Raw genomic sequence first — 22,253 nt, 5'->3', positions numbered from 1 at the left:
ATAGTTGCAAAGTTTTTCTTCAAGCGTATGGTTGAGAAGTCGCTTCAAGCTACTCCAGAAGGCAAAAAGGCAGCACAAGACGCGCTCACGGGGCTTGGCATCACACAAAAGCTGCTTTCTGCCAGAAAAAACATTTCTCTTTCGACTGTCAGCAAATTCTTCAATTGCAAGCCTGTCGATCGAATCTTATTTGTGCAGATCTGTGAAACTTTGAATCTGGATTGGCAGGCGATCGCTGGAACAGCACAGCCAGAGAACTCACCGATTGAGGAGATTGGTACGATCGTGCAAAGTGTGCGGCAAGAAATTCGATCGAGCATTCAAGAACAATGCGGAACGATGCGCGTGTTGGATATGACGCAGCCGATCGGACTAAGCGCGATCTACACCAACGTCAATATTTTGGAGAAAATGACCAGACAACAAACACCAAAGCTTTCAGAACTGATAGAGCGATGTAAAGACGCGGATTTTGATCGATTTGGGTTAGCTGATATCCAACAGAAACGAGTCGATGGACTAGAAGCAGTCGAACAGCACAATAAATTAATCGTGTTAGGTAAACCCGGAGCGGGAAAGACTACATTTTTGAAGCGGTTGGCGATCTTGTGCATCGACGAAGCATTTCAAGCGAACCGAGTCCCAGTTTTTATCACGCTTAAAGCATTTGCAGAAGCGCCCGGACAACCGACACTCCTAGAGTACTTACCCCAAAGTTTTGAACGTTATCAGAATGAGCGATCGATAGAAATTGCAACTAAGCTGCAAACCATTTTAGAAGCGGGACAAGCGCTGATCCTCTTAGATGGATTAGATGAAGTGCGAGATACAGACAATCAGCGCGTCATTCGTGAAATTCAGGATTTTGCAAGACAGTTTCATCGCAATCAGTTCGTCATGACTTGCCGGATTGCAGCACGAGAATATACCTTTGAACAATTCACAGAAGTTGAGGTTGCAGATTTCGATGACGATCAGATTCGGGATTTTGTCGCGAAGTGGTTCAATGCTAAAAACGATTCGGTAAAGTCAGAAAGCTTTCTAGCAAAACTGAAAAACGACGATCGCATTCGCGAGTTAGCCACTAATCCTTTACTGTTAACGCTACTGTGCTTGGTCTTTGGAGAAGCCGCAGACTTTCCTACCAATCGATCGGAGCTATACGAAGAAGGCTTAGATGTGTTGCTGAAAAAGTGGGATGCCAAACGCAATATTGAGCGCGATCGCGTTTATAGAAAGCTCTCGCTGCAACGCAAGGAAGATTTGCTCAGTCATCTTGCCTACACGTTTTTTGAGCGCGGCGAGTATTTCTTTAAGCAGCGTGTTGTAGTCGATCGTATTATTCAATTTATTCGCAATGCCCCAAACATCAGCCAAGACGAAGCGGATTTAGAACTGGATGGAGCGGCGGTGTTGAAATCGATCGAGGCGCAGCATGGATTACTGATCGAACGCGCCCGGAATATTTACTCGTTTTCGCATCTCACCTTTCAAGAGTATTTTGCAGCCCGACAGATCAAAGAACAGCGAACCGATGCTTTGCTCAGCGATGTCGTGAGTCATGTTGCTGAGAAGCGCTGGCGGGAGGTGTTTCGGCTGACTGTAGAGATGCTACCCGATGCGAGTCAGTTGTTGCAGTTGATGAAGGGGGAAGTCGATCAAATTTTAGCAGGTGATGAGAAGCTTCAGCGATTTCTAGTTTGGGTGCAGGAAAAATCGCGATCAGATGAGGGTTATAACAAACCTGTAGTAACTCGATCTTTATACTTTGCTATCGACCTCGTCCGCATCCGCGACGACCGCATCCTCCAACTCATCATGCCCCTCTCCATCATCGACGACCAACTCCTTGATATCAATCTCACTCTCGCCCTCTCCTTTACCTGTGACCACGACGACCGCGCCCTCAATTTCGCCCTAGACTCTATCCGCAACCCTGAACTTAAATATCAGCTACAGAAACTAAAAGAACAATTACCTGATCGATCTTCAGAGAACAAAGAGAACTTTAAGCAGTGGTGGAAAATGAATGGTCAAGCTTGGGCAGAGCAACTCAGGCAAGTCATGATTCAGCATTGCAACATCGGTCACGATTGGCAATTCAGTGAGGCACAACAAGAGAAACTGCGTCAGTATTACGATGCCAATAAGCTGCTCGTCGATTGTCTCAACAGCGACTGTTATGTGAACCCCGAAGTGCGGCAGGAGATTGAGGAAACGTTATTATTGCCAATATCAGAGATTGAAAAACGGGAGAACAAATGATGTCAAATCAACTGAGTGAACTCATTCACAAAGCGGAGCAACTAACGCCAGTCGATCAACTGCGGTTCATTGCTCACTTAGCGCAAAAGTTGAGTGAGAAGATTTTAGACAACCAAAAATAGATTTGATTGAAAACTTTAGAATGAGATAAACAAACTGATTCGAGCAAATGACTACTAAAGAACAACTCATTCAAGCGATCGAACAAGCACCAGACGCAGTAGTGGAAGAAGTCTTCCACTTTCTGCAAGTGACTCAAACTCAATACGCTCAACAGCAAGATTTTGAAACGACTCTACCAAGAGGCAATGCGCTGATAACAGATGAACCCACTGAGGCATCAGAAGATGAAACCCTGATAGAGCTTATGGAACGGCTAACCGCCGACATGACTGAGGAAGAAATTGCTCAACTTCCAAAAGATGGTGCAGAACAACATGATCACTACATCTACGGAAGTCCCAAAAGACCGAAATGAAGGTTGTATTTGCTGACACATTTTACTGGATCGCGTTCATCAATCCAGCCGATGAATGGCATTTAAGGGTCAAGACTGTTGCAGCCACGCTCAACAAGACAAAAATCGTTACAACAGACGAAGTTTTTGTTGAGGTACTTACTTTCTCTGCAACTCGCGGAATTCTAATGCGAAAACGTGCCGTTGAACTTGTCAAGAGCGCCATGATAAACCGCAGAATTCAGGTAATCCAGCAAACTCGCGATTCGTTTTTGGCTGGAGTTGCGCTCTATGAGAATCGACCTGACAAAGAATACAGCCTCACCGATTGCATCTCGATGAACACCACGCGCCAACTTGAAATCACTGAAGTTCTCACCCACGATAAACACTTTACTCAAGAAGGCTTCGTAATTCTATTTTCTGATTAAGCTGCTGTGTATCCCGATACATCACGAGAGAACTAGCGCCATGAGAAGGATTAAGGAGTTCCTTTTGCTTCTTCTACCGATGGATTAAGGACATGAAAGGAACAACTCTGAGCAGCCGCTTCCAGTTCTCCATCAGCAGTGATGAAAATAATTTGATCACCCTGCAATAATCGACTTTGCAAAATTACAGCAGACGCGAGATGAATAGAATCCGCCCCTCGAAGCGCCAAGCTCCCAGTAATTTGCTTCGCTTGATTCAGCACCTCGATCGCAAACTGAACCTGAATAAAGTTTTGCCAATCCGCTTCGATCGTTTGACTCACCTGCTGAAAGGTCGATCGTGAAATTTGCCCTGATTTCTGCTTGCGAGAAAACGTTGCAACAACCTCAACCAACCCCAAAGTCGCACAAGCAAACACTGGGTTTTGAGCAAATAAGTCTTGTAGCCAAACCGTTCCTGCTTCTGCATAATAACGTTTGACCCACGCACTCGCATCTAAGTAATAGAAAATCAACGCCGATCCTCTATAAGTTGCTCAGAAGCAGAAGCACCCACACCTAAAATCGGCTGAACAGGGCGAAATGAGACAGAATTGGCTGGAATCGTAAACACTGGATCACGCCCTAACTGTGCGAATACTTGGGACTCTTTGTGCTGCAAATTCTGAATAAATTCTATTACCTGCACACACTCTGCTTCATTCAGACTTGCGATCGTGCTCTGCAAAAATTCCTTGGTTGACGCAGCCATATTTCGGTGCATAAAAGGACAATTGACCTCTATTCTATCTAAAAACGAGATCAATAGACGTTATTGCCAATATCAGAGATTAATAAGATGGGACTTGCACCAATCGAGAAACCGCTTCACCCAATCGCGTAAAATCCTTCGCATTCAGTGTGAGCAAGATTTCTACTTCAGCTTTGAGCGCAGCTTGAGCAATGAGCGCATCATAAACACCACCACCTGAGCGCCCAGTTTCTACCATTTGAGCGATCGCTACTTGATAATCCTCAATCGTCAAAGCGATCGCTTCAAACGAACTCAATGTTTCTGTAATTAAACGCTGTGCTTGTGCTGGACTAATCCGAGGTCGAAGCGGCAAATTCGTCAAAGTTGAAAAGCACTCTGCATAAGAGCGCATCGAAATCACACCTTGAATCTCACCTGTCCTGACTCGCTCTAACCACGGCACACATTCTAAATGTCTTGGATGGACGAGCACGATTGCCGCAATCACAACAGATGTATCAAATAGAACCTTCACCAAAATCTTAACTTGCGATCTCGTGCTTCTCGATCCTGCTGAACCGCAAACTCAATATCCTCTGGCTTCATGCCTTCACCGAGTGCAGCCCGTACTACGAGCACACCATTCACATATTCAAACAAATCTTCGTCTGCCACGTAATCGCTTTCTGGATCGCCGTTTACCTCCTCTGGGTTCAAATACCCAAAGGTTTCTAGGACGGACTCAATTCGCTCAAATTGCTCGATCGGAATTTGAACCGCGATTGCGTTCCCATTCTGATCAAACACATAGCGCTTGTCAACTTCAAACATAAGCAACAAACCAGTTTAGTTTCTAAATTATATCTTGCTGGTATTATAAAAAGCGCGATCGCTTCTCTACAAAACGATCGTGCTTCGGATCTAAAAATACCAACCTAGCCCATCATTCCGCCAAAGAAATCAATCGTTTCTTTCAACGCTTCCACAAATCGATCGACCTCTTCCCGCGTGTTGTAAAAATACAAACTCGCACGAGCCGAACCCGGAGCATTCAACAATCGATGTAATGGCTGGGTGCAATGATGACCCGATCGAATTGCAATGCCTTCATGATCCAATAACGTCGAAAGATCGTGAGGATGCAATTCTCCCGCTGTAAACGAAGCTAACGCCGCTCTTCCGCCGCCTTTTGCATCGGGCTTCGGTCCATAAATCCGCAAATTCGGAACTTCTGCCAAACGCTGGAATAGATAAGCAGTCAACTCTTCTTCGTAAGCACGAATCTTATCCATGCCAAGATTCGTCAGATAATCGACCGCAGCACCAAGCGCGATCGCTTCTGCAATCGCCGGAGTCCCCGCTTCAAACTTATGCGGCAAATCAGCATAGGTGGAATGATCGAAATACACATCCTGAATCATCTCACCGCCACCGAAGAAGGGAGGCATCGATCGTAGAACTTCCAGCTTGCCATACAAGAATCCAATCCCGGTCGGCGCACACATCTTGTGCCCGGATGCCACCAGCCAATCACAATCGATCGCTTGCACATCCACAGGCATATTCGGCACAGCCTGACACGCATCAATCAGAACTCTCGCCCCAACCTTGTGAGCTTCAGCACAAATCTCACGCACCGGATTAATACAGCCAAGCGTATTAGAAACATAGACCACTGATACCAGCTTCGTCTTGTCAGATAACAATGACTTGTAATGCTCAAAGTCAAAGCCTTCATTCTCATCTAACTGAACGTGCTTGATCACAGCACCCGTTCGAGCAGCAATCAACTGCCACGGAACCAGATTGCTATGATGCTCCATCACTGATGAAATGATCTCGTCTCCTGGCTGCAAGTTAGACAAGCCCCAAGCATACGCAACAATGTTAATCGCCTCACTTGCATTCCGCGTGTACACGATCTCTTGTCGAGAAGCCGCATTTACAAACGCTGCAACTTTATCCCGTGCTCCTTCATACGCATCGGTCGCCCTAGCGCTAAGAGTATGTGCGCCTCGGTGAACATTAGCATTGTCGTGCTCGTAGTAGTAGCGGAGTGCATCAAGAACCGCGATCGGCTTTTGAGAAGTCGCCGCATTATCGAGGTAGACCAGCGGCTTATCATGCACATGCTGATTCAAAATCGGGAAGTCCGATCGCACTTGAGCAGCGAGGGTTTTTTCTTGCAGGAAGGTCATGGCTTAAGTGTGTTGGGAACGAATGAATGCAGAGAGTCGATCGCGTAAAGTCGGAACGGGAATCTGATCAATGATCTCGATCGCGAAAGCATAAGTTAGTAGCTTACGGGCTGCGTCTTGATCAATCCCGCGACTCTGGAGATAAAATACTTCGTCGTCTTCAAGCTGGCTCACTGTCGCGCCGTGAGCACATTTCACATTATCGGCAGTAATCTCTAACTGAGGCTTTGTATCGATTCTAGCTTTCGGAGATAACAACAAATTGCGGCTAAGCTGACGGGCATCGGTTTGCTGTGCAGCTTGGGGAACAAAGACCTTACCGTTAAAGATGGCATGAGCACGATCGCTAATAATCGTCTTATTCACCTGATGACCCACACCATAGGGCTTCGTTAGCGATAGCAGACTATGAGTATCACTTACACGATTCTCATCAATCACCGTCAAACTATTAATCGTGGTCTCAGTCTGCTCACCCGTCTGATAAATCTCTAGATTGTGTCGTGACACCTTGCCGCCGAGATGAATTGTAGCGATCGAATAACGAGAGTCTCTCGCTTGCGAAACAGCAGTCTTACCAATGTGAAAGGACTCGGTACTATCCCTCTGAACTCTAGTATGACGAACTTCTGCATTTTCTGCGATCGCGATTTCCGTCACTGCATTGGTGCAATAAGCGCCATCCATCAAGCTCACAAAGTCTTCAATTAATGTTAGGCGACTTCCCGTTTCCGCAATCACACAAACACGAGGCTGAATCAGACTTTCTGCCTGGGTCGCGACAAACAAAAGCTGAATTGGAACTTCTACATCTTGGTTTCTAGGAACGAAAACGATCGCGCTATCACTCAAGCTGGCGGTGTTTAACGCTGTGAAAACTTCATCGTCTCCGGGCAAAGTTGCGATCGTATCTTTGAGCGATGGCATCAATTGGGCAACCGTTTCGAGATTGCTTACAATCACGCCATCTGGTAAGTCATCAACCGAAGATAGATCTGGAGCAAAAACGCCATCCACAAACACTAAGCGAGAATTTACCGATTCTGGTAGTAGAAAAGATTCAATCTGCGGAAAGCTTAAGTTCGCAGGTTCAGCGGCTTTAAGGGTGAGCGTGAGCAATCCAGAGAGATCAATAAAGCGCCATTCCTCATTGCGAGTCGAGGGAATTTCTCGATCGTGAACTGATGCCGAAGCGCGATCGCGAATCTCCTGGAAAGCGGTGTTTGTCGATCGCAAATTGAGCAAATTTGTGTAATAAGCGGCGCGATCGACATTCGCGATCGTGGTTAAGTTCCCAAGCTCAGAGTTAGATAAAACGTCAGTCATCATGCACCTACCGTTTCACCTTCAACAACCCAATCGTATCCTTTCGCTTCAAGCTCTAGTGCCAATTCCTTACCGCCACTGAGCAGAATTCGTCCATCCGCCATCACGTGAACAAAGTCCGGCGTAATGTAGTTCAATAACCGCTGATAGTGTGTGATCACGAGCGTTGCATTTTCCGCTGTCGTAATCGCATTCACACCATTTGCAACCACTTTCAGAGCATCAATATCAAGCCCTGAATCAATCTCGTCTAAGATGCCTAATCTTGGCTCTAACAATGCCATTTGCAAGATTTCATTCCGCTTTTTCTCACCTCCCGAAAAGCCTTCATTCACGCTCCGGCTGAGAAATCCAGCATCCATCTTCAGCAGATCTAATTTTGAATGCACAATATCATCAAAATCAAAGGCATCCAACTCTTCTAAGCCTGCTTGTTTGCGCTTCGCATTGTACGAAACTCGTAAGAAATCCACATTGGTTACACCCGGAATTTCTAACGGGTATTGAAATGCTAGAAAGATGCCAGAAGTCGCCCGTTCATGCGGCTCCAATTCAAGCAAATCTTGACCTCGAAACAGGATTTCTCCACCGGTCACGGTGTAAGCTGGATGTCCTGCCAAAATCTTAGAAAACGTACTTTTTCCCGATCCATTCGGACCCATAATCGCGTGAATCTCACCTGCTTTAATTTCGAGATTCATCCCCTTCAAAATCGGAGTTCCACCAATCTCAGCAGTTAGATCTTTAACTGACAGAATTACTTCACCATTTTCAACAATCATGCGCTCCCTCCTAACTGCTGTGCCCCATTACATCAACATCATTTTCGCAATCTCTGGACTTTCAGGATTCACAATCAACCGCTGGCGCTTCGGATCAATCAATACATCCATGCCCTCCATCGGGATTGCTCCCAGCAGAACCGTCGTCGAGTTTGGAGTCACGATCGCTTCTACAAGGGTGCGACGGTTTTGAAATCGCACCTCAATCGGACCTACCACTTCCAAACTGACACTCGAACCATCTGCTAGGTCAGCTTCCACCTCACTAGTTTTGGGGAGATCGAGATGCTTTCTCACAAACTCCGGAATCGCCAGCATCGTTGCGCCACTATCAACCATCGATCGAACAGTGCATCGACGAATTTGATCTTCAGAAAGATAGCCGCCTCGAACAAGCGCTAGATCATCTCCACGAATCAATTCAATCTCAGCGAAAACCAGTCCCATCTCTGTCGATTCCATCTGTGTATTCATACTCGAACTCCTGCAAGTGCTTGAGTCTCTAACCGACACTGCCCTCGAGCTTCAAGCTCAACAGCTTATCCGCTTCGACCGCAAACTCCATCGGCAATTGGTTAAACACATCCTGACAGAAGCCGCTAATCATCATCGAAATCGCGTCTTCTGGAGAAATACCCCGCTGAGCAAAATAGAACAATTGGTCTTCCCCGATCTTCGAGGTCGAAGCTTCGTGCTCAACCTTGCTTTGATTGTTCTGCACTTGGATGTACGGGAAAGTATTCGCTTGAGCACGATCGCCAATCAACATCGAATCACACTGCGAATAGTTCCGCGCTCCGGTCGCTTTCGGAGACATCTTCACTAAGCCGCGATAGCTATTCTTCGACTGACCAGCCGAAATTCCTTTCGAGATGATTGTACTGCGGGTATTCTTGCCGATGTGAATCATCTTCGTTCCGGTATCGGCTTGCTGATGATTGTTCGTCAGTGCAACCGAGTAGAACTCACCGACAGAATTATCACCGACCAAGACACAACTCGGATACTTCCAAGTAATCGCTGATCCGGTTTCAACCTGCGTCCAAGAAATCTTAGAATTCACCCCTTGGCACAGTCCGCGCTTGGTGACGAAATTAAAGATACCACCTTTACCATTGGCATCCCCTGCGTACCAGTTCTGAACTGTCGAATACTTGATGTCAGCATCATCAAGTGCCACCAATTCGACCACCGCAGCATGAAGCTGGTTCGAGTCATACATCGGTGCAGTACAGCCTTCGAGATAGCTGACTTGTGCCCCTTCTTCCGCCACGATCAATGTCCGCTCGAACTGTCCCGAATCTCCGTTATTGATACGGAAATACGTCGAAAGCTCCATCGGGCACTTCACGCCTTTGGGAATGAACACAAACGAGCCATCACTAAACACAGCAGAGTTCAAAGCAGCGAAATAGTTATCGCCAACTGGAACCACGCTACCCATATACTTTTTGACAAGCTCTGGATGTTCGCGAACCGCTTCCGAAATCGAGCAGAAAATCACGCCATCTTTCGCCAACTTCTCCTTGAACGTGGTCGCCACTGAAACGCTATCGAAAATCGCGTCAACGGCAACGTTGCTCAAACGCTTCTGCTCAGACAGCGGAATCCCTAGCTTCTCGAAGGTTTCTAGCAATTCGGGATCAACTTCTTCGAGGCTTTTCTTCTTCTCACTGACTTTCGGAGCCGAATAGTAAATGATGTTTTGGTAATCGATCGCGGGATACCCTACCGCTGCCCAGTCCGGTTCTGTCATCTTCAACCACTGCCGATAAGCCCGCAACCGGAAATCGAGCAACCATTCCGGCTCTTCTTTCTTGGCAGAAATCAAACGAATGACATCCTCACTCAGTCCGCGAGGAATCGTGTCGGATTCGATATTGGTGACGAATCCATACTTATAGGGTTGGTTAACGAGCGTTTGAAAGGTTGTTGTCATGGTTGAATCAGTGTTCTCGAAACTAGAGGGTGGAAAAGAGCGGTCTTAAGCGAGATTGGTATGCTGCCGAATCTCATCAAACGTAATGTCTTGTTTTTCGCCTGCAAAGTCGTTATCAGGCGTGAGGAATAACATACAGTGGCATTCTTTGCGCTCCCGCATCGGCACACAAGGACAATTCCAATAAGCGGCAGCCACTTCAGCTTCTTTATCTTCGTAGTGACGACACGGACAGAGCGGCGATCCTAATTCGTCTTTGTGCTTCGCTAAGCCTTCGATCACCACAGCGGTCACACCCGGATCAACACAGAAATAAGTTCCCGTGCGCTTGGCGTACTGCTCGGAAAAGTGGCGCATCGCTTCGAGATGCTTTTCGGTCGCTTGTGTAGTCTGAGTTTCAGTATTCATGAGCCAAATCAGCAGGACATCTAATGGATCTTATTACTAAAACAACACGAATGTTGCGCTATTGAGCGAGAAAAGCCGAAATGGACCGAAGCGGTTTATAATTAAAACAACTTCTTTGTTGCTTAACTCTATTGTAGAGTACTTTAGCAACCTGAGTGTTGTCAAAGTGAAATTCTGTCTTTTGACCAGGCGAGAACGATCGAGTATTTCGAGTAAACTAACGTTACGATTCGTTGACGTGAAATCCCACCATGACCACGACTCAGCAACCCTCGACGAAACAAGATATTTTGCATCACCTGCTAAAACAAGGTGAATCGACCGCACAAGATTTGGCGGAACGGTTGCAAGTGAGTCCCCAAGCGATTCGACGACATTTAAAGGATTTAGAAACCGAGGGCTTGATTTTGCACAAGGCAATTCAGGCAGGCATGGGTCGCCCCAATTATGTTTATGAACTAAGTCGTGCAGGTCGATCTCAGTTTCCCGATCGCTATGATGAATTCGCCGTTTCCCTGCTCGGAACGCTGGCAGAAACGGTCAGCAAAGATCAGATGAAATCGATTCTCCAAAAACAATGGCAGCGAAAAGCGATCGAATATCGCGATCGCATCGGCACAGGATCAGTGGCAGAACGAGTCGCGAATCTGGTTGAACTGAGAATTTCAGAAGGCTACATGGCGGAATCTCATCCGGTCGAATCTGACAAATTTGTTTTGACGGAGTACAACTGTGCGATCGCGCAAATTGCCGAATCGTTTCCGAGCGTGTGCGGGCATGAGTTAGAAATGTTCGCGATCGCGCTTCCCGATTGCAAAGTCGAACGCACTCACTGGCAGGTGAATGGCGAACATCGCTGCGGATATTTGATTCAGACAAAGTGAAATCAAACTGATGGAATTATGGGATGAATAGCCGACCAACCCCTCTGTACTGGTCAAGGTCTACAGCAATTTCAATCAGGCGTTCAGCACAGCGTTCTCGATACTCTGTTTCACTTAGACGATCGAGAGTGCTAATTGTTAACACTGGAAGCGAATTCTCGGTATTTTCTTCGCGCATCACGTGCTCTAGTGAATCGTCACCCTTCATATTGCGGTTTGCAGTTAGAATCAGCATCTGATGTTCTTGAGCATAACGCCAGACGGTTCGATCGCTGCTGTCCATCGCAAGTCCCGCATCTCTAAATGTCACAAATTGAACAGGTGCAAACTCAAGCCAACCGCCTTTCGCTAGGATTCCGAGAAAAATGAGCGCGAACCCATCCAGGTTGTAGTCCACTAGAAAGGTCATTGGTGTTGGGCGGTGCGTTTCGCTCTTTTTTCCTCAAGTTTTGCCCAAAATTCCTCTTGTCCGGGCTTGTGAGGCGTTGCTGCAATTTGAGCGAAGCGATCGCGGTTTCGCTTTTCCCAGTACTGACGAATCTCTTCTCTAGTTTGCAAAACTTCCTGGTATTCTGCCTCAACTACTACTGAGTTTGCCTCAATGTAAGACAATGCTGCATCAATCTGTGCATCCGTGAGGTTAAACGTGTCCCGGATTAATTTGGGAGGATAATCGGATTTCAGCAAATCAATCACGTCATAAAGACTTGTGCGAGTGCCTGCGATCGTTAGCCCACGCTCTGTCCGGATAATCTCTGCTTGCTGATTTGCAGTCTTAGTCATTCTTGTGAATCTGTTTCGATCTTATATTTGCATTCTAGTCGCATCAATGGGCGCGATCGCACTGGTTCATCTAGTCGATCGCGATATCTTCCTCGACTCTCCGTATTATTTTCCTCTCAATCATTTTTTATTCAATAATCTCCGCAGGCTCTCGGAGGAAGCGCGTCAGCATCTCGCTTAAATGGCAATGAGCGATTCAAACTGTAGCGATGGAATGTTGACTATGAGCAAACAACAAACATTTTTGAGAGGCACGATCGGGCTTTTGACGGTGGGTGCTGTGATGGGGGGGGGGTAGCGCTGCTCAGGCTCTAACGCTTGTACAGTATGACTTTGGGACTCCTCCGACGGCTCCGACGCTGGCACCAACAACGACAGCGGCAAATATTAATGCAAGCAGTTTGAGTGGAGGAAGTGGGGGAGCTTTGCTGACAAATGGGGATGGCGCTAATAACTCCGGCATATATGTTGCAGCCGACGTTGCTACGACTTCTGCTGCGGCAGTCACGAATAATTCGTTCTTTTCCTTTACGGTCACTCCGACGGGTGGAACGCTGTTAAATCTCAACTTCTTGAGGTTCGATGCTGCCTTTACCGGGCTTCCTTCTATTGGCGGGCAGGCTTCCTCTTACACTTCATTCTCTTTGCGCTCTAGCCTAGATAACTACAGTTCTGATACTGGGGGGGTTCTAACGACCAACACCCGATCGCCAACCTTTTCGCCGATGACCTTTAGCCTGACTGCTCCTGCCTATCAGAACCTTGCTGCACCGATTACGTTTCGTGTTTATGTCTTTGGTGTGAGTTATAGCCGTCCCACCCCTCCCCGTTTTACTGACGGTGCTGGTGCCCGTTTTGACAATGTGACGCTTGATGCCACCCCAATTACTCCAGTCCCGTTCGCGTTTACGCCGCTTCCAGGTCTTGCCCTCGCTTGGGTCACAGGAGCGGCTCGGCAACGGATGCGATCAACTCAAAGCAAGTAGGGCTGCAATTTGTGTACGGGAGAGAGCGATCGAGAAGTGCGATCGCTCTCTCCCGTACAACGAGTGCGATCGCACTTCTCGATCGCTACACCACGCTAGAATTTAGCCAGATCCACAGAGATAAAAGTAAATGGCACAAGCAACGTTGAACCAAATTTTGAATCAGTTGGACACGCTTGAGCCAGAAGAATTAGAGCAACTGACTCAGGCAATTCGTCAGCGTTTGTCTCATCAAAAACAAGCAAAATCGATTCAGCAAGTGGGTGACTTAATCCCAGCGGAGCAGGATTGTCCAGTCTGGTCGCCTTACGATGCGTTTGAAGCCGCAGAAATCATGTTGGAAGCTTTACAGGAGTCCAAGACTCAAGACCATGCCTGAGCCTGTACGGTATGCTTTTATCTCTAACGACTCAGCACCGGAAGAACTGGGATTTCGTCCATTTTTACCGATCGTACTTTCCACTGAGCAGCATACTGTATCCTCGTCTGGCTTGCTCGATACAGGAGCTACGGTCAATGTGTTGCCCTACTCGATTGGAGTTGAGCTTGGTTATGAGTGGGAAAGACAAACTAAAGCTTTAAACTTAACGGGTAATCTCGCTCAGTACGAGGCGCGAGTGGTAGTTGTTCAAGCCACGATCGCAGAACTTAACCCGATTTCACTTGTCTTTGCTTGGACTCGCGCCACAACTGTACCGATGATTTTGGGACAAGTGAACTTTTTTATGGAGTTCAACGTTTGTTTTTATCGATCGCAATTACAGTTCGAGATTAGCCCGAAAGCCCCTTCTTAAACGATCACAACCACGATTGCAAACTCGAACTCAAGCTTGACAGGCTGAAATGAACGCTCTGAAAAATCGCTGATGGGCGAGATCTTGCATTGACAGTTCTGGATGCCACTGAAGCGCGATCGCCCAAGGATGATTTCGATGCTCGATTCCTTCGATCACGCCATCGCTCGATCGAGCTGCAAGTTGCCAATCTGAACTAAATTCTGCAACCGCTTGATGATGCCAAGAGACGATATTCATTTGTGTTTCTTTAAGCAGTCCGAACAATCGGCTTTCTGGCAAAATCTCGACATCGTGAGGAATCGGGCGACGGGGATGATCTAAGCGATGATCGATCGCGTCTCCGTACACTTCGGGAACGTGTTGAATCAAATTTCCACCTGTTGCAACCGTTAGAATTTGCATTCCTCGGCAGATTCCTAGAACTGGAATACCTTTTAACAGGGCTAATTTTGCTAGTGTGATCTCGAACGTATCTCGATCGTCATCAACTCCGTAGATCGTCGGATGATCTTCGCCGTTGTAGTGAATCGGATGAATATCACCGCCGCCAGATAGAATTAAACCATCGAGAACAGACAACAGAGCTTCGGGATCAGTTTGTGTCGGAGGAAGCAGGATTGGATTTCCGCCACTTGATTGAACTGCATCGATGTAAGTTCCGGGGAGAACGACTTCACCGAGTGGATTGCGGCTGTGACTGGTGATTCCAATAATGGGAACGCGCATCATGGGCTAGGATTGCACAAAATTGATTGCACTAGCTTAGCGAGATTTGGCAAAGTCGATCGAGTACATTCGCTACCTTTCAAGCCATTGTTCTAAATCCTCGACACTTTGGAATCGCAGCAGAGCAATGCTGAGAGACTGGATACGATCGCTGGGTAACTCTGAAATTTGCGATCGCACTGAATCCGGCAACTTGCCAAATAGAGTGGTTAACTGTTGTAGAACTAGCGATCGTGTCCCTTGAGTAACTCCTTGCTCAATACCGCGCTCAATCCCTTGCTCCATCCAGCTTGTTACGATTTCCATGACTTCCTCCCTTTCTCTTGTTTCTAGTCTACCAAGCTCATTTTGAAACACTTGATTCTCTTGAGCATTCAAGCGCAAGTACGTATCGACAAAACCTGAAATCGTGATCAATCATGAAGAAGCACTCGTGTAGAACCTCAACGCAAATCGCCAGAAAAATCGAGAAACGAAAAGAAGCACGATCGCTATAATTCCCGCTCCGATGATCCAGCCAAATTCCGTTCGTCCTAACATCGCTTCGGCTGGAATTGTGGTGAGAAAAGCAACTGGAACAATGAACGTGAAAAAGAATTGATACGCGATCGGGTAAGCTGCCATCGGATAGCGTCCCGCCTCGATCAATCCTCGTAATACTTCCGTGACGTTGTAGATTTTGACAAACCAAATGCTAGTTGCGCCTAACATGAACCAGAGACTATATAGAATCGCCAATCCGAAGACTAATGGAATAAGGCTGATTAGATAAGCATTTGGAGAGATACCAAGTCTGCCGCCTGCGTAGAAAATAACGATCGCACCAAAGATAATATCCGGCAGTCCCCAAGGTGAAATCGTGTGACCGGATAGCCAAAACTGAGAGCTAATCGGTTTGAGCAAGACGAAATCAAGCGTTCCTTCTTGCACGTGGCGGACAATGCGGTTTAGATTCGGGGCAAGGAAAGTACCAGAAAAGCCTTCCAATAGCGTGAAAATTCCCACCACAATTAGAGCTTCTTCCCAGCGCCAACCTGCGAACGTATAACCTGTTTGGTAGAACAGAAACAAGCTGAATAAGCTACCAATCAAGCCACCTAAACTCGTGAATGCTGCAATCAAGAAGTTGATGCGGTATTCGAGTTCAGCCGCGATCGCAGTTCTCCAAAATAATTGCAAAACCTGAAAATACCGTTTCATGCGCCCATTCCCGAATACTGTTTAAGTCCTTGCCGCCATAACCAGCGATTTAAAACAAAAAATCCTGCACTCCAGCCGATCATCACGAGAAAGCCTTGAATGATATTCGTGGGCAATCCCACTAGAATGTTTGCCGGAAAATTCACGAGATACGGAAACGGAGTAAATAATGCGATCATTCTCACCACAGGTGGAAAAACTTCTAACGGTGCAATCACACCAGAGAGAAATAGATAAAACAGAAACCAGAATTCTTGAAGCGAACTTGCTCTTTCTGTCCAGAATGCTAATAGAGCTAATGTGTACTGAATTAAGAAATTCAATGTAAAGGCTAATGCGATCGACAACACGAATAGAATCACTGTTGCAAAACTCGGAACCCAGATCGCACTCGGATACAGAAAGAAGAATAAAATAATCAGCAACATTGCAAAGGGAATTCGGGCAAAGCGCTCTGAAATATGAGAGAAAACATGATGCCAAGCGGGATCGAGCGGCTGCAACAATCTTAGAGAGAGCTTCCCTTCAACGACTTCACGTTCAAATTCCCAAATCACCCAAACAACCGTTAATTGCCGCACTAGGAATACTGATAAAAAATACCGGGCGAAATCGGTCGGAGTTAGCCCAAAATTACTTTGTCTTGCGGCTTGTGTCCAGACTCCCATCAGAATAATCGGCAGCGACCCTGAAAGTACCCAGAGAATTAGCTCTGCTCGATATTCCACCATATAGGCGTAATACACGAGCAGCAGAGTCTTAAACACCCGAAAAAATCGCTTCATGCTGTTTTCATTTCTCGACTGATATTCATGCTAGACGGAAATAATCTAAGTTTCCTGTCTCAATCGTTCGATTTCACGAATCACACGATCGCGACTTGCAGATAGATGAGACACGATCGTATCAACCGCTTTTTCGCGATTACGAGACGCAATCGCGCTATAAATTTCTCGATGTTCCTGCCGAATCTCCAGCACTTGTGGATTGCGCTGCAAGGTCTGAATCCGTAAAAGTGCCATTTGATCAAATACTTGATCGAGCAACGAAGTCAGCCAGAGATTTTTAGAGCTACGAGCAATCGATCGATGAAACTGATAGTCCAAATTCAGCAAATGAGCATTCGTGGATTGCGATCGATCCGTTTGTTCAGCAGCAACAACTAAATCTTGGAGGGCAGCGATTTCTTTATCGGTCGCATTCTCGCAGGCTCCCACAACTGATAGCTGCTCTAACGCGATTCGACAAGTGTAAAGCTGAACAGCATCTTGCATCGAAAGTGTTGCAACTCTGAGCGTTCCAGCAGTATCGATCGTAATTAAATTCTCTTGTTGAAGTTGGCGGATCGCTTCTCGAATGGGCGTTCGACTCACTTGTAATTGTTTCGCAAGCTGGGTTTCCACGAGTCGGGTGCCGGATGTGATTTCTCCGGACAGGATTGCCGATCGCAAAGCCTGATAAGCTTGCGCCTGCAAAGATTGCCGACGTGCGAGAGGAGCCATGCGCTCCGGTTCACCCGACATCGACGATCGATTTAATCGTTCATTGCCTGAAAACAAGCCGCCCTTCCCTTCACTCGACTGAATCACTCTACTCCAAATCTGCCCGCTCTGTTGTAATTTCTGAGGCTTTCATGCCCTTTTTCAACAGATGTAAATTATTGCAGATTCTTGCACTCTTCTATCTTATTTTTTCTATGTTTGCATGTATACAGAATACGGAGTTATTTCGAGTGCAAACGCTGATTGTAAGTTTGCAATAGATAGTTTGGTTGGCGTTTTGTAATCAGATAACCCACATAAATTAACAGCGATGAAACAATGACAACTGGAAGCGAAAATATTAGAAAATAGGCATGACGAATGTCTCGATCGATCATTTTCCCAACACGATCGACAAAGATACTAAATTTCCCTTTTTTGCCTGACATTGTAGGCTCTGCATTTGTCGAATTTGGAATTAGCTTTTTCTGCCAATAGTAATCATGTCCAATTAATAGAAATCGCCAGAAAAAATGCGATAAACCATTTGGCGGCGCATGAAGTACACGGGCTTGAGGTTGTTGCCAAATGATCGTTCCAGACTGAACTAATTCGTGAGCATGAATCGCGCAATTTCCCCGATAAAGGGGCAAATCAGTAGGAATTGGATACTTGAGTAAGAACGATCGACGAAATGCGACATTGTTGAGAAAATAGCTTTTTCCGGGTGTTAATTCTGTCCGTTCAGAATACTGTGGAAAAATATAGCCTAACGCCATCGCAGTCCCATAGATTCCAACACCGCTTGTTGTGGTTTCACCTGCTACGACTTGAATTTCTTCGGATTGTTTAAATGGAGTGAGTATCTTTCTTAACCAGCCCGATTCGTACACACAATCTGAATCGTAGTAGACAAGAATGTCTCCGGTTGCTAATTTTGCTCCCAACATTTTCGACTCATAATATTCTGTTCCTGTTGGGGCTGAACACACTTTAATCCAGGGATACTGCTCAGCTAATTGTGCGAGTAAATCTGGCGGAATATCACCACTTTCGATTAGTAAAACCTCTTGTGCTTCAATTGGGGACGGTTCTTGACTTGCCAAACTCGAAAGCGATCGCAATAATCCATTTATATCTGCATTCGCTAAATTTTCAGTTTCGAGCACAATTGAAAAACTAAATTCCGGGCACATACTCCGCTCCAATACGGTAGTCTAGATCAGCTTTCAAATAGACTATGACTTCTCGCACGATTCAAAAAATTTACACTGATGGCGCTTGTTCCGGCAATCCTGGCGCGGGTGGCTGGGGAACGGTCATCTATTTCAACGATGGAACCGTTCAAGAACTCGGCGGCTACGCACCCGATACGACAAATAATCGGATGGAAATGCAAGCCGCGATCGCAGCGCTCGACTACTATCGATCTTCGGGTCAATCTCATGTGGTTGCCCTCTACACAGATAGTGAATATGTGAAGAACGGGATCACCAAATGGTTGCCGGGATGGAAGAAAAAAGGCTGGAAAACCTCGACCGGAAAACCCGTTTTGAATCAGGATCTTTGGGAACAGTTGGATAAACTCGACTCGCCTAAAGTTGAATGGCGCTATGTGCGAGGACATTCGGGCGATCCCGGAAACGAACGCTGTGATGTGATTGCTCGATCGTTCTCTCTGGGAAAACAGCCCAACCTTAAATCACCCGATTCCGACCTGCCGCAACGCTCTCCTGCCCCTGTTTCAGAAATCCCCATGTCCGAACCTCTTCAGCCTCCTGACCTTTCAGAAAATCTACCGCGTGAAGTCCGAGTCGAACAGCTTCGGAATCTAGTGGATACGTTGCACATGGCAGATGAAATCGCGAGTAAAGGCTATTTAATTAGTAGTTCTGAGCTTGCGGATTTGATGGATATTAATGCGAATGCGGTGACGAGTCGCGGCGATCATTGGGTGTGGCGCAACTGGGTTGTCTCGCGGGTACGACGTGAGGGAAATCAGATTTTGTGGCAGTTGGAACGAGTCGATTAACGATGGTGAAATCTGGTTATACATTGCCTGTATTCGCTTGCGCGTCCGCGATCGCGGCTCTCCAACATTTACGATCGCGAACCCAACTCGATCGCGTTCAACTCGATCTCATTAATCCAGCCGAAACGGTCGAAATCGCGATCGAACAAGTCGCCAAACTTTCCGATCGTTCTGCTCTGGCAATTACTCGCAGCGATCCAGGTGACAATCTCGATCTCACTCGAAATACGCCAGTTTGGGCGATGGTCGAATTAAGCCAAGGTGAAGGAATTACGATCGTCGGTGGTGAAGGCATCGGAATCCAATCGAATCAACAATCCGCTATCTATTCCTACGCCCAAGAATTACTTCTAACAAACCTCGATCGACTCCTCAATCCCAGTGAATCTCTTCGCGTGACGATCGTGCTTCCCGAAGGTCGGCAACTCGCAAAACGCACTTCAAACGAAGCCTTCGGAGTCGTCGAAGGTCTATCCCTGCTCGGAACTTCTGGAATCGCGCACCCGCTCAGCGCACCCGATCAGTTAGAAATTTTCAGAACCGAACTGCAACAAAAAGCCGAACACTTTGACACCCTTGTTTTTTGTATCGGGGAAAATGGGTTAGACCTTGCGGCAAAACTGGGAATCGAACGCGATCGCACCATCAAAACCGCAAATTGGATCGGCTCTCTGCTCGTCGAAGCCGGAATCCAGCAAGTCAAATCGATTCTCTTATTTGGCTATCACGGTAAATTGATCAAACTTGCAGGCGGAATCTTTCACACCCATCACCATGTCGCGGATGCTCGACAAGAAATTCTCACAGCTCACGCAGTAAAGGTTGGAATTGCTACACCGGATTTACAAGCCATTCTCAATAGTCCAACGGCTGAAGATGGATTGAAATACTTAAGAAATTTGGGAAAAGCGATCGACGTCTACGACTCCATCGCTCAAACGATCGACGATCGCGCTCAGCACTACATCTACACTCACAGCGAAACGACCGTTGAAATTGGCACAATTTTGTTCGATCGCTCTCGTCAGATACTTGTCAAAACCAAAAAAGCCGTTCAACTGCTTGAGTCGGTTTGCTAATGTGTTTAGAATAGCCAGAATATCTAAAACTTGCCTTATTCTCTCGTGCACTTCAAAACGTCCGTTTATTCCCGGTTTGTCTCCGTTCATTTCATCAGGAAACTCCCGTGACTCCACACACTGAACCATCCGTTTTGGATGCCCCGCTTGCGTCTACATCGACTCTAGATGCGCTCGATCGCCAGATGATTGTGATTCTCGATTTTGGTTCGCAGTACTCCGAACTCATCGCCCGTCGAATCCGCGAAACTCAGGTCTACTCTGAAGTTTTGTCGTATCGCACGAGCGCTGAACAACTGCGCCAACTCAACCCCAAAGGGATTATTCTCTCTGGGGGTCCGAGTTCGGTTTATGACAAAGGTGCTCCGCATTGTGACCCAGAAATTTGGAAACTCGGTGTTCCGGTTCTGGGAGTTTGCTACGGCATGCAGTTGATGGTTCAACAGCTTGGCGGCAAGGTTGAACGCAGCGATCGAGGTGAATATGGCAAAGCCAATTTATCGATCGATGACCCGACGGATCTCTTAACCAACGTTGAAGATGGCTCGATCATGTGGATGAGTCATGGTGATTCGGTTGCACAACTGCCGTCTGGATTTGAAACGCTCGCGCATACGAGTAACACGCCTTGTGCCGCGATCGCAGAACACGATCGTAAACTCTACGGCGTTCAGTTTCACCCGGAAGTAGTGCATTCCCAATACGGACAAGCGTTGATTCGCAATTTCGTTTACCACATCTGCGAATGTGAGCCGACTTGGACAACCGATGCGTTTGTTGAAGAATCGGTTCGGGAAATCCGCGCCAAAGTCGGTGATAAGCGGGTTCTGTTAGCGCTTTCCGGTGGTGTTGATTCTTCAACTCTGGCGTTTTTGCTGCATCGAGCGATCGGGGATCAGCTCACTTGTATGTTCATCGATCAAGGCTTTATGCGGAAGTTAGAGCCAGAAAGATTGGTCAAGCTGTTCCATGAGCAATTCCATATCGATGTCGCTTATGTGAATGCGCGGGAACGATTCATTAGCGCGATCGCAGGTATCACTGATCCCGAAGAAAAACGCAAGCGGATCGGGCATGAGTTCATTCGCGTCTTCGAGGAAGAATCGAAACGGCTAGGACCTTTCGACTATCTTGCTCAAGGCACGTTATACCCAGACGTGATCGAATCGGCAGATACGAACGTCGATCCGCAAACGGGCGAACGTGTAGCGGTCAAAATCAAAAGCCATCACAACGTCGGTGGATTGCCAAAAGATTTGCAGTTCAAATTGATCGAACCGTTGCGGAAACTGTTCAAAGACGAAGTGCGAAAAGTGGGTCGATCGATTGGTCTTCCAGAAGAAATCGTCAATCGTCAACCGTTCCCTGGTCCAGGTCTAGCGATTCGGATTCTAGGTGAAGTAGACGACGAAAAGCTGGATATTCTTCGTGATGCTGATCTGATCGTGCGTCAAGAAATCAACCGAGCAGGTATCTATCACGACGTGTGGCAAGCTTTCGCAGTCTTGTTACCGGTTCGCAGTGTTGGCGTAATGGGTGATCAGCGCACGTATGCTTATCCGATCGTGCTTCGCTGTGTGAAGAGTGAAGACGGCATGACCGCAGATTGGGCAAGAATTCCTTACGATCTGATGGAAACGATTTCTAACCGAATTGTGAATGAAGTGAAGGGCGTGAATCGGGTGGTGTATGACATCACCTCGAAGCCGCCTGGAACGATCGAGTGGGAATAACATTCCTCATCGG

Annotated in this window: 30 protein-coding genes; 12 read left to right on the top strand and 18 right to left on the bottom strand. The window is 46.9% G+C overall.

The features are described from left to right. Positions 1–27: 27 nt before the first annotated feature. Genes NIES2104_RS00370 through NIES2104_RS00360 form a run of 4 tightly spaced genes read left to right on the top strand, consistent with a single transcriptional unit; the run spans position 28 to position 3,153 of the window. Entirely contained in the window at positions 28–2,265 is a 2,238-nt protein-coding gene (locus tag NIES2104_RS00370; RefSeq protein WP_058994684.1) for an NACHT domain-containing NTPase, read from the top strand. After that, positions 2,262–2,387, top strand: coding sequence for a hypothetical protein (locus NIES2104_RS33205; RefSeq protein WP_263970874.1), 126 nt, complete (start codon positions 2,262–2,264; stop codon positions 2,385–2,387). The genes NIES2104_RS00370 and NIES2104_RS33205 overlap by 4 nt, the downstream gene beginning before the upstream one ends. Positions 2,388–2,434: 47 nt before the next feature. Further along, positions 2,435–2,743 carry a hypothetical protein gene (locus NIES2104_RS00365; protein WP_058994682.1) on the top strand — a complete coding sequence of 103 codons (309 nt, stop codon included), beginning with the start codon at positions 2,435–2,437 and terminating at the stop codon, positions 2,741–2,743. Then, positions 2,740–3,153: a type II toxin-antitoxin system VapC family toxin gene (locus NIES2104_RS00360; protein WP_058994680.1), complete on the top strand. Its 414-nt coding sequence runs from the start codon at positions 2,740–2,742 to the stop codon at positions 3,151–3,153. Before NIES2104_RS00365 ends, NIES2104_RS00360 begins: the two co-directional genes overlap by 4 nt. A gap of 50 nt (positions 3,154–3,203) precedes the next feature. On the opposite strand, the gene NIES2104_RS00355 is transcribed toward NIES2104_RS00360, so the two are convergent. From NIES2104_RS00355 to NIES2104_RS00310, 10 genes are all read right to left on the bottom strand, one after another. Beyond that, on the bottom strand, positions 3,204–3,668 hold the full coding sequence (locus tag NIES2104_RS00355) for a type II toxin-antitoxin system VapC family toxin (protein WP_058994678.1): 465 nt from the start codon (positions 3,666–3,668) through the stop codon (positions 3,204–3,206). Further along, positions 3,665–3,904, bottom strand: coding sequence for a hypothetical protein (locus tag NIES2104_RS00350; RefSeq protein WP_058994676.1), 240 nt, complete (start codon positions 3,902–3,904; stop codon positions 3,665–3,667). The genes NIES2104_RS00355 and NIES2104_RS00350 overlap by 4 nt, the downstream gene beginning before the upstream one ends. A gap of 79 nt (positions 3,905–3,983) precedes the next feature. Beyond that, on the bottom strand, positions 3,984–4,421 hold the full coding sequence (locus NIES2104_RS00345; protein WP_058994675.1) for a PIN domain-containing protein: 438 nt from the start codon (positions 4,419–4,421) through the stop codon (positions 3,984–3,986). Beyond that, positions 4,418–4,717 carry a hypothetical protein gene (locus NIES2104_RS00340; protein WP_058994672.1) on the bottom strand — a complete coding sequence of 100 codons (300 nt, stop codon included), beginning with the start codon at positions 4,715–4,717 and terminating at the stop codon, positions 4,418–4,420. The genes NIES2104_RS00345 and NIES2104_RS00340 overlap by 4 nt, the downstream gene beginning before the upstream one ends. Positions 4,718–4,821: 104 nt before the next feature. Beyond that, a complete protein-coding gene (locus NIES2104_RS00335) occupies positions 4,822–6,084 on the bottom strand; it encodes a SufS family cysteine desulfurase (protein WP_058994670.1) in 1,263 nt (420 codons plus the stop codon). Between the two features lie 3 nt (positions 6,085–6,087). After that, on the bottom strand, positions 6,088–7,413 hold the full coding sequence (sufD, locus tag NIES2104_RS00330) for a Fe-S cluster assembly protein SufD (RefSeq protein WP_202815015.1): 1,326 nt from the start codon (positions 7,411–7,413) through the stop codon (positions 6,088–6,090). Further along, complete coding sequence (gene sufC / locus NIES2104_RS00325) at positions 7,410–8,192, bottom strand: Fe-S cluster assembly ATPase SufC (RefSeq protein WP_058994666.1); 783 nt, start codon at positions 8,190–8,192, stop codon at positions 7,410–7,412. Before sufC ends, sufD begins: the two co-directional genes overlap by 4 nt. Positions 8,193–8,219: 27 nt before the next feature. Continuing rightward, the gene (locus NIES2104_RS00320) at positions 8,220–8,666 is read right to left on the bottom strand and encodes an aspartyl protease family protein (protein WP_156426831.1); all 447 of its coding nucleotides are present in this window, start codon (positions 8,664–8,666) and stop codon (positions 8,220–8,222) included. A gap of 28 nt (positions 8,667–8,694) precedes the next feature. Next, positions 8,695–10,131, bottom strand: coding sequence for a Fe-S cluster assembly protein SufB (gene sufB, locus NIES2104_RS00315; RefSeq protein WP_058994661.1), 1,437 nt, complete (start codon positions 10,129–10,131; stop codon positions 8,695–8,697). A gap of 45 nt (positions 10,132–10,176) precedes the next feature. Then, the gene (locus NIES2104_RS00310) at positions 10,177–10,539 is read right to left on the bottom strand and encodes a ferredoxin thioredoxin reductase catalytic beta subunit (protein ID WP_058994659.1); all 363 of its coding nucleotides are present in this window, start codon (positions 10,537–10,539) and stop codon (positions 10,177–10,179) included. Between the two features lie 251 nt (positions 10,540–10,790). Here NIES2104_RS00310 and sufR point away from each other — a divergent pair, with 251 nt between their 5' ends. Then, positions 10,791–11,423 carry an iron-sulfur cluster biosynthesis transcriptional regulator SufR gene (gene sufR, locus NIES2104_RS00305; protein ID WP_058994657.1) on the top strand — a complete coding sequence of 211 codons (633 nt, stop codon included), beginning with the start codon at positions 10,791–10,793 and terminating at the stop codon, positions 11,421–11,423. A 16-nt stretch (positions 11,424–11,439) separates the two neighbouring features. Here sufR and NIES2104_RS00300 read toward each other — a convergent pair whose 3' ends face one another. Both NIES2104_RS00300 and NIES2104_RS00295 read right to left on the bottom strand, forming a co-directional pair. Next, positions 11,440–11,832 (bottom strand): DUF5615 family PIN-like protein, encoded by a 393-nt coding sequence (locus NIES2104_RS00300; protein ID WP_058994656.1) that lies wholly within the window; start codon positions 11,830–11,832, stop codon positions 11,440–11,442. Continuing rightward, on the bottom strand, positions 11,829–12,206 hold the full coding sequence (locus NIES2104_RS00295) for a DUF433 domain-containing protein (RefSeq protein WP_058994654.1): 378 nt from the start codon (positions 12,204–12,206) through the stop codon (positions 11,829–11,831). Before NIES2104_RS00295 ends, NIES2104_RS00300 begins: the two co-directional genes overlap by 4 nt. Positions 12,207–12,210: 4 nt before the next feature. Between NIES2104_RS00295 and NIES2104_RS31495 the strand changes: the two genes are divergently transcribed. The 4 genes from NIES2104_RS31495 (at position 12,211) to NIES2104_RS00280 (ending at position 13,986) form a co-directional block, all read left to right on the top strand. Then, on the top strand, positions 12,211–12,387 hold the full coding sequence (locus NIES2104_RS31495) for a hypothetical protein (RefSeq protein WP_156426830.1): 177 nt from the start codon (positions 12,211–12,213) through the stop codon (positions 12,385–12,387). Positions 12,388–12,631: 244 nt separating this feature from the next. Continuing rightward, positions 12,632–13,192: a hypothetical protein gene (locus NIES2104_RS31490; RefSeq protein WP_156426829.1), complete on the top strand. Its 561-nt coding sequence runs from the start codon at positions 12,632–12,634 to the stop codon at positions 13,190–13,192. 130 nt (positions 13,193–13,322) lie between these two features. After that, complete coding sequence (locus NIES2104_RS00285) at positions 13,323–13,571, top strand: hypothetical protein (protein ID WP_058994650.1); 249 nt, start codon at positions 13,323–13,325, stop codon at positions 13,569–13,571. Then, complete coding sequence (locus NIES2104_RS00280) at positions 13,564–13,986, top strand: hypothetical protein (protein WP_058994648.1); 423 nt, start codon at positions 13,564–13,566, stop codon at positions 13,984–13,986. Before NIES2104_RS00285 ends, NIES2104_RS00280 begins: the two co-directional genes overlap by 8 nt. A 30-nt stretch (positions 13,987–14,016) precedes the next feature. Here NIES2104_RS00280 and NIES2104_RS00275 read toward each other — a convergent pair whose 3' ends face one another. The 6 genes from NIES2104_RS00275 to NIES2104_RS00250 form a co-directional block, all read right to left on the bottom strand. Then, on the bottom strand, positions 14,017–14,718 hold the full coding sequence (locus NIES2104_RS00275; RefSeq protein WP_058994646.1) for a gamma-glutamyl-gamma-aminobutyrate hydrolase family protein: 702 nt from the start codon (positions 14,716–14,718) through the stop codon (positions 14,017–14,019). 69 nt (positions 14,719–14,787) lie between these two features. Then, positions 14,788–15,021: a DUF4351 domain-containing protein gene (locus NIES2104_RS00270; protein WP_156426828.1), complete on the bottom strand. Its 234-nt coding sequence runs from the start codon at positions 15,019–15,021 to the stop codon at positions 14,788–14,790. Between the two features lie 111 nt (positions 15,022–15,132). Next, positions 15,133–15,915, bottom strand: coding sequence for an ABC transporter permease (locus NIES2104_RS00265; protein ID WP_058994642.1), 783 nt, complete (start codon positions 15,913–15,915; stop codon positions 15,133–15,135). Beyond that, positions 15,912–16,700 carry an ABC-2 family transporter protein gene (locus tag NIES2104_RS00260; RefSeq protein ID WP_058994640.1) on the bottom strand — a complete coding sequence of 263 codons (789 nt, stop codon included), beginning with the start codon at positions 16,698–16,700 and terminating at the stop codon, positions 15,912–15,914. The genes NIES2104_RS00265 and NIES2104_RS00260 overlap by 4 nt, the downstream gene beginning before the upstream one ends. Before the next feature lie 45 nt (positions 16,701–16,745). Beyond that, entirely contained in the window at positions 16,746–17,504 is a 759-nt protein-coding gene (locus tag NIES2104_RS00255) for a GntR family transcriptional regulator (protein ID WP_304607995.1), read from the bottom strand. Between the two features lie 134 nt (positions 17,505–17,638). After that, positions 17,639–18,592 (bottom strand): glycosyltransferase family 2 protein, encoded by a 954-nt coding sequence (locus tag NIES2104_RS00250; protein ID WP_058994638.1) that lies wholly within the window; start codon positions 18,590–18,592, stop codon positions 17,639–17,641. 44 nt (positions 18,593–18,636) lie between these two features. Between NIES2104_RS00250 and rnhA the strand changes: the two genes are divergently transcribed. The 3 genes from rnhA (at position 18,637) to guaA (ending at position 22,240) form a co-directional block, all read left to right on the top strand. Beyond that, positions 18,637–19,428, top strand: a complete 792-nt coding sequence (rnhA, locus tag NIES2104_RS00245) for a ribonuclease HI (protein ID WP_058994636.1) — start codon at positions 18,637–18,639, stop codon at positions 19,426–19,428. Then, positions 19,404–20,507: a cobalt-precorrin-5B (C(1))-methyltransferase CbiD gene (gene cbiD / locus NIES2104_RS00240; protein WP_263970873.1), complete on the top strand. Its 1,104-nt coding sequence runs from the start codon at positions 19,404–19,406 to the stop codon at positions 20,505–20,507. Before rnhA ends, cbiD begins: the two co-directional genes overlap by 25 nt. A 185-nt stretch (positions 20,508–20,692) precedes the next feature. Continuing rightward, the gene (gene guaA / locus NIES2104_RS00235) at positions 20,693–22,240 is read left to right on the top strand and encodes a glutamine-hydrolyzing GMP synthase (protein ID WP_058994634.1); all 1,548 of its coding nucleotides are present in this window, start codon (positions 20,693–20,695) and stop codon (positions 22,238–22,240) included. Positions 22,241–22,253: the final 13 nt, after the last annotated feature.

This window comes from Leptolyngbya sp. NIES-2104 (genome assembly GCF_001485215.1).
GTDB lineage: Bacteria > Cyanobacteriota > Cyanobacteriia > Leptolyngbyales > Leptolyngbyaceae > Leptolyngbya.
This window is presented reverse-complemented; position numbering and strand designations above follow the sequence as displayed.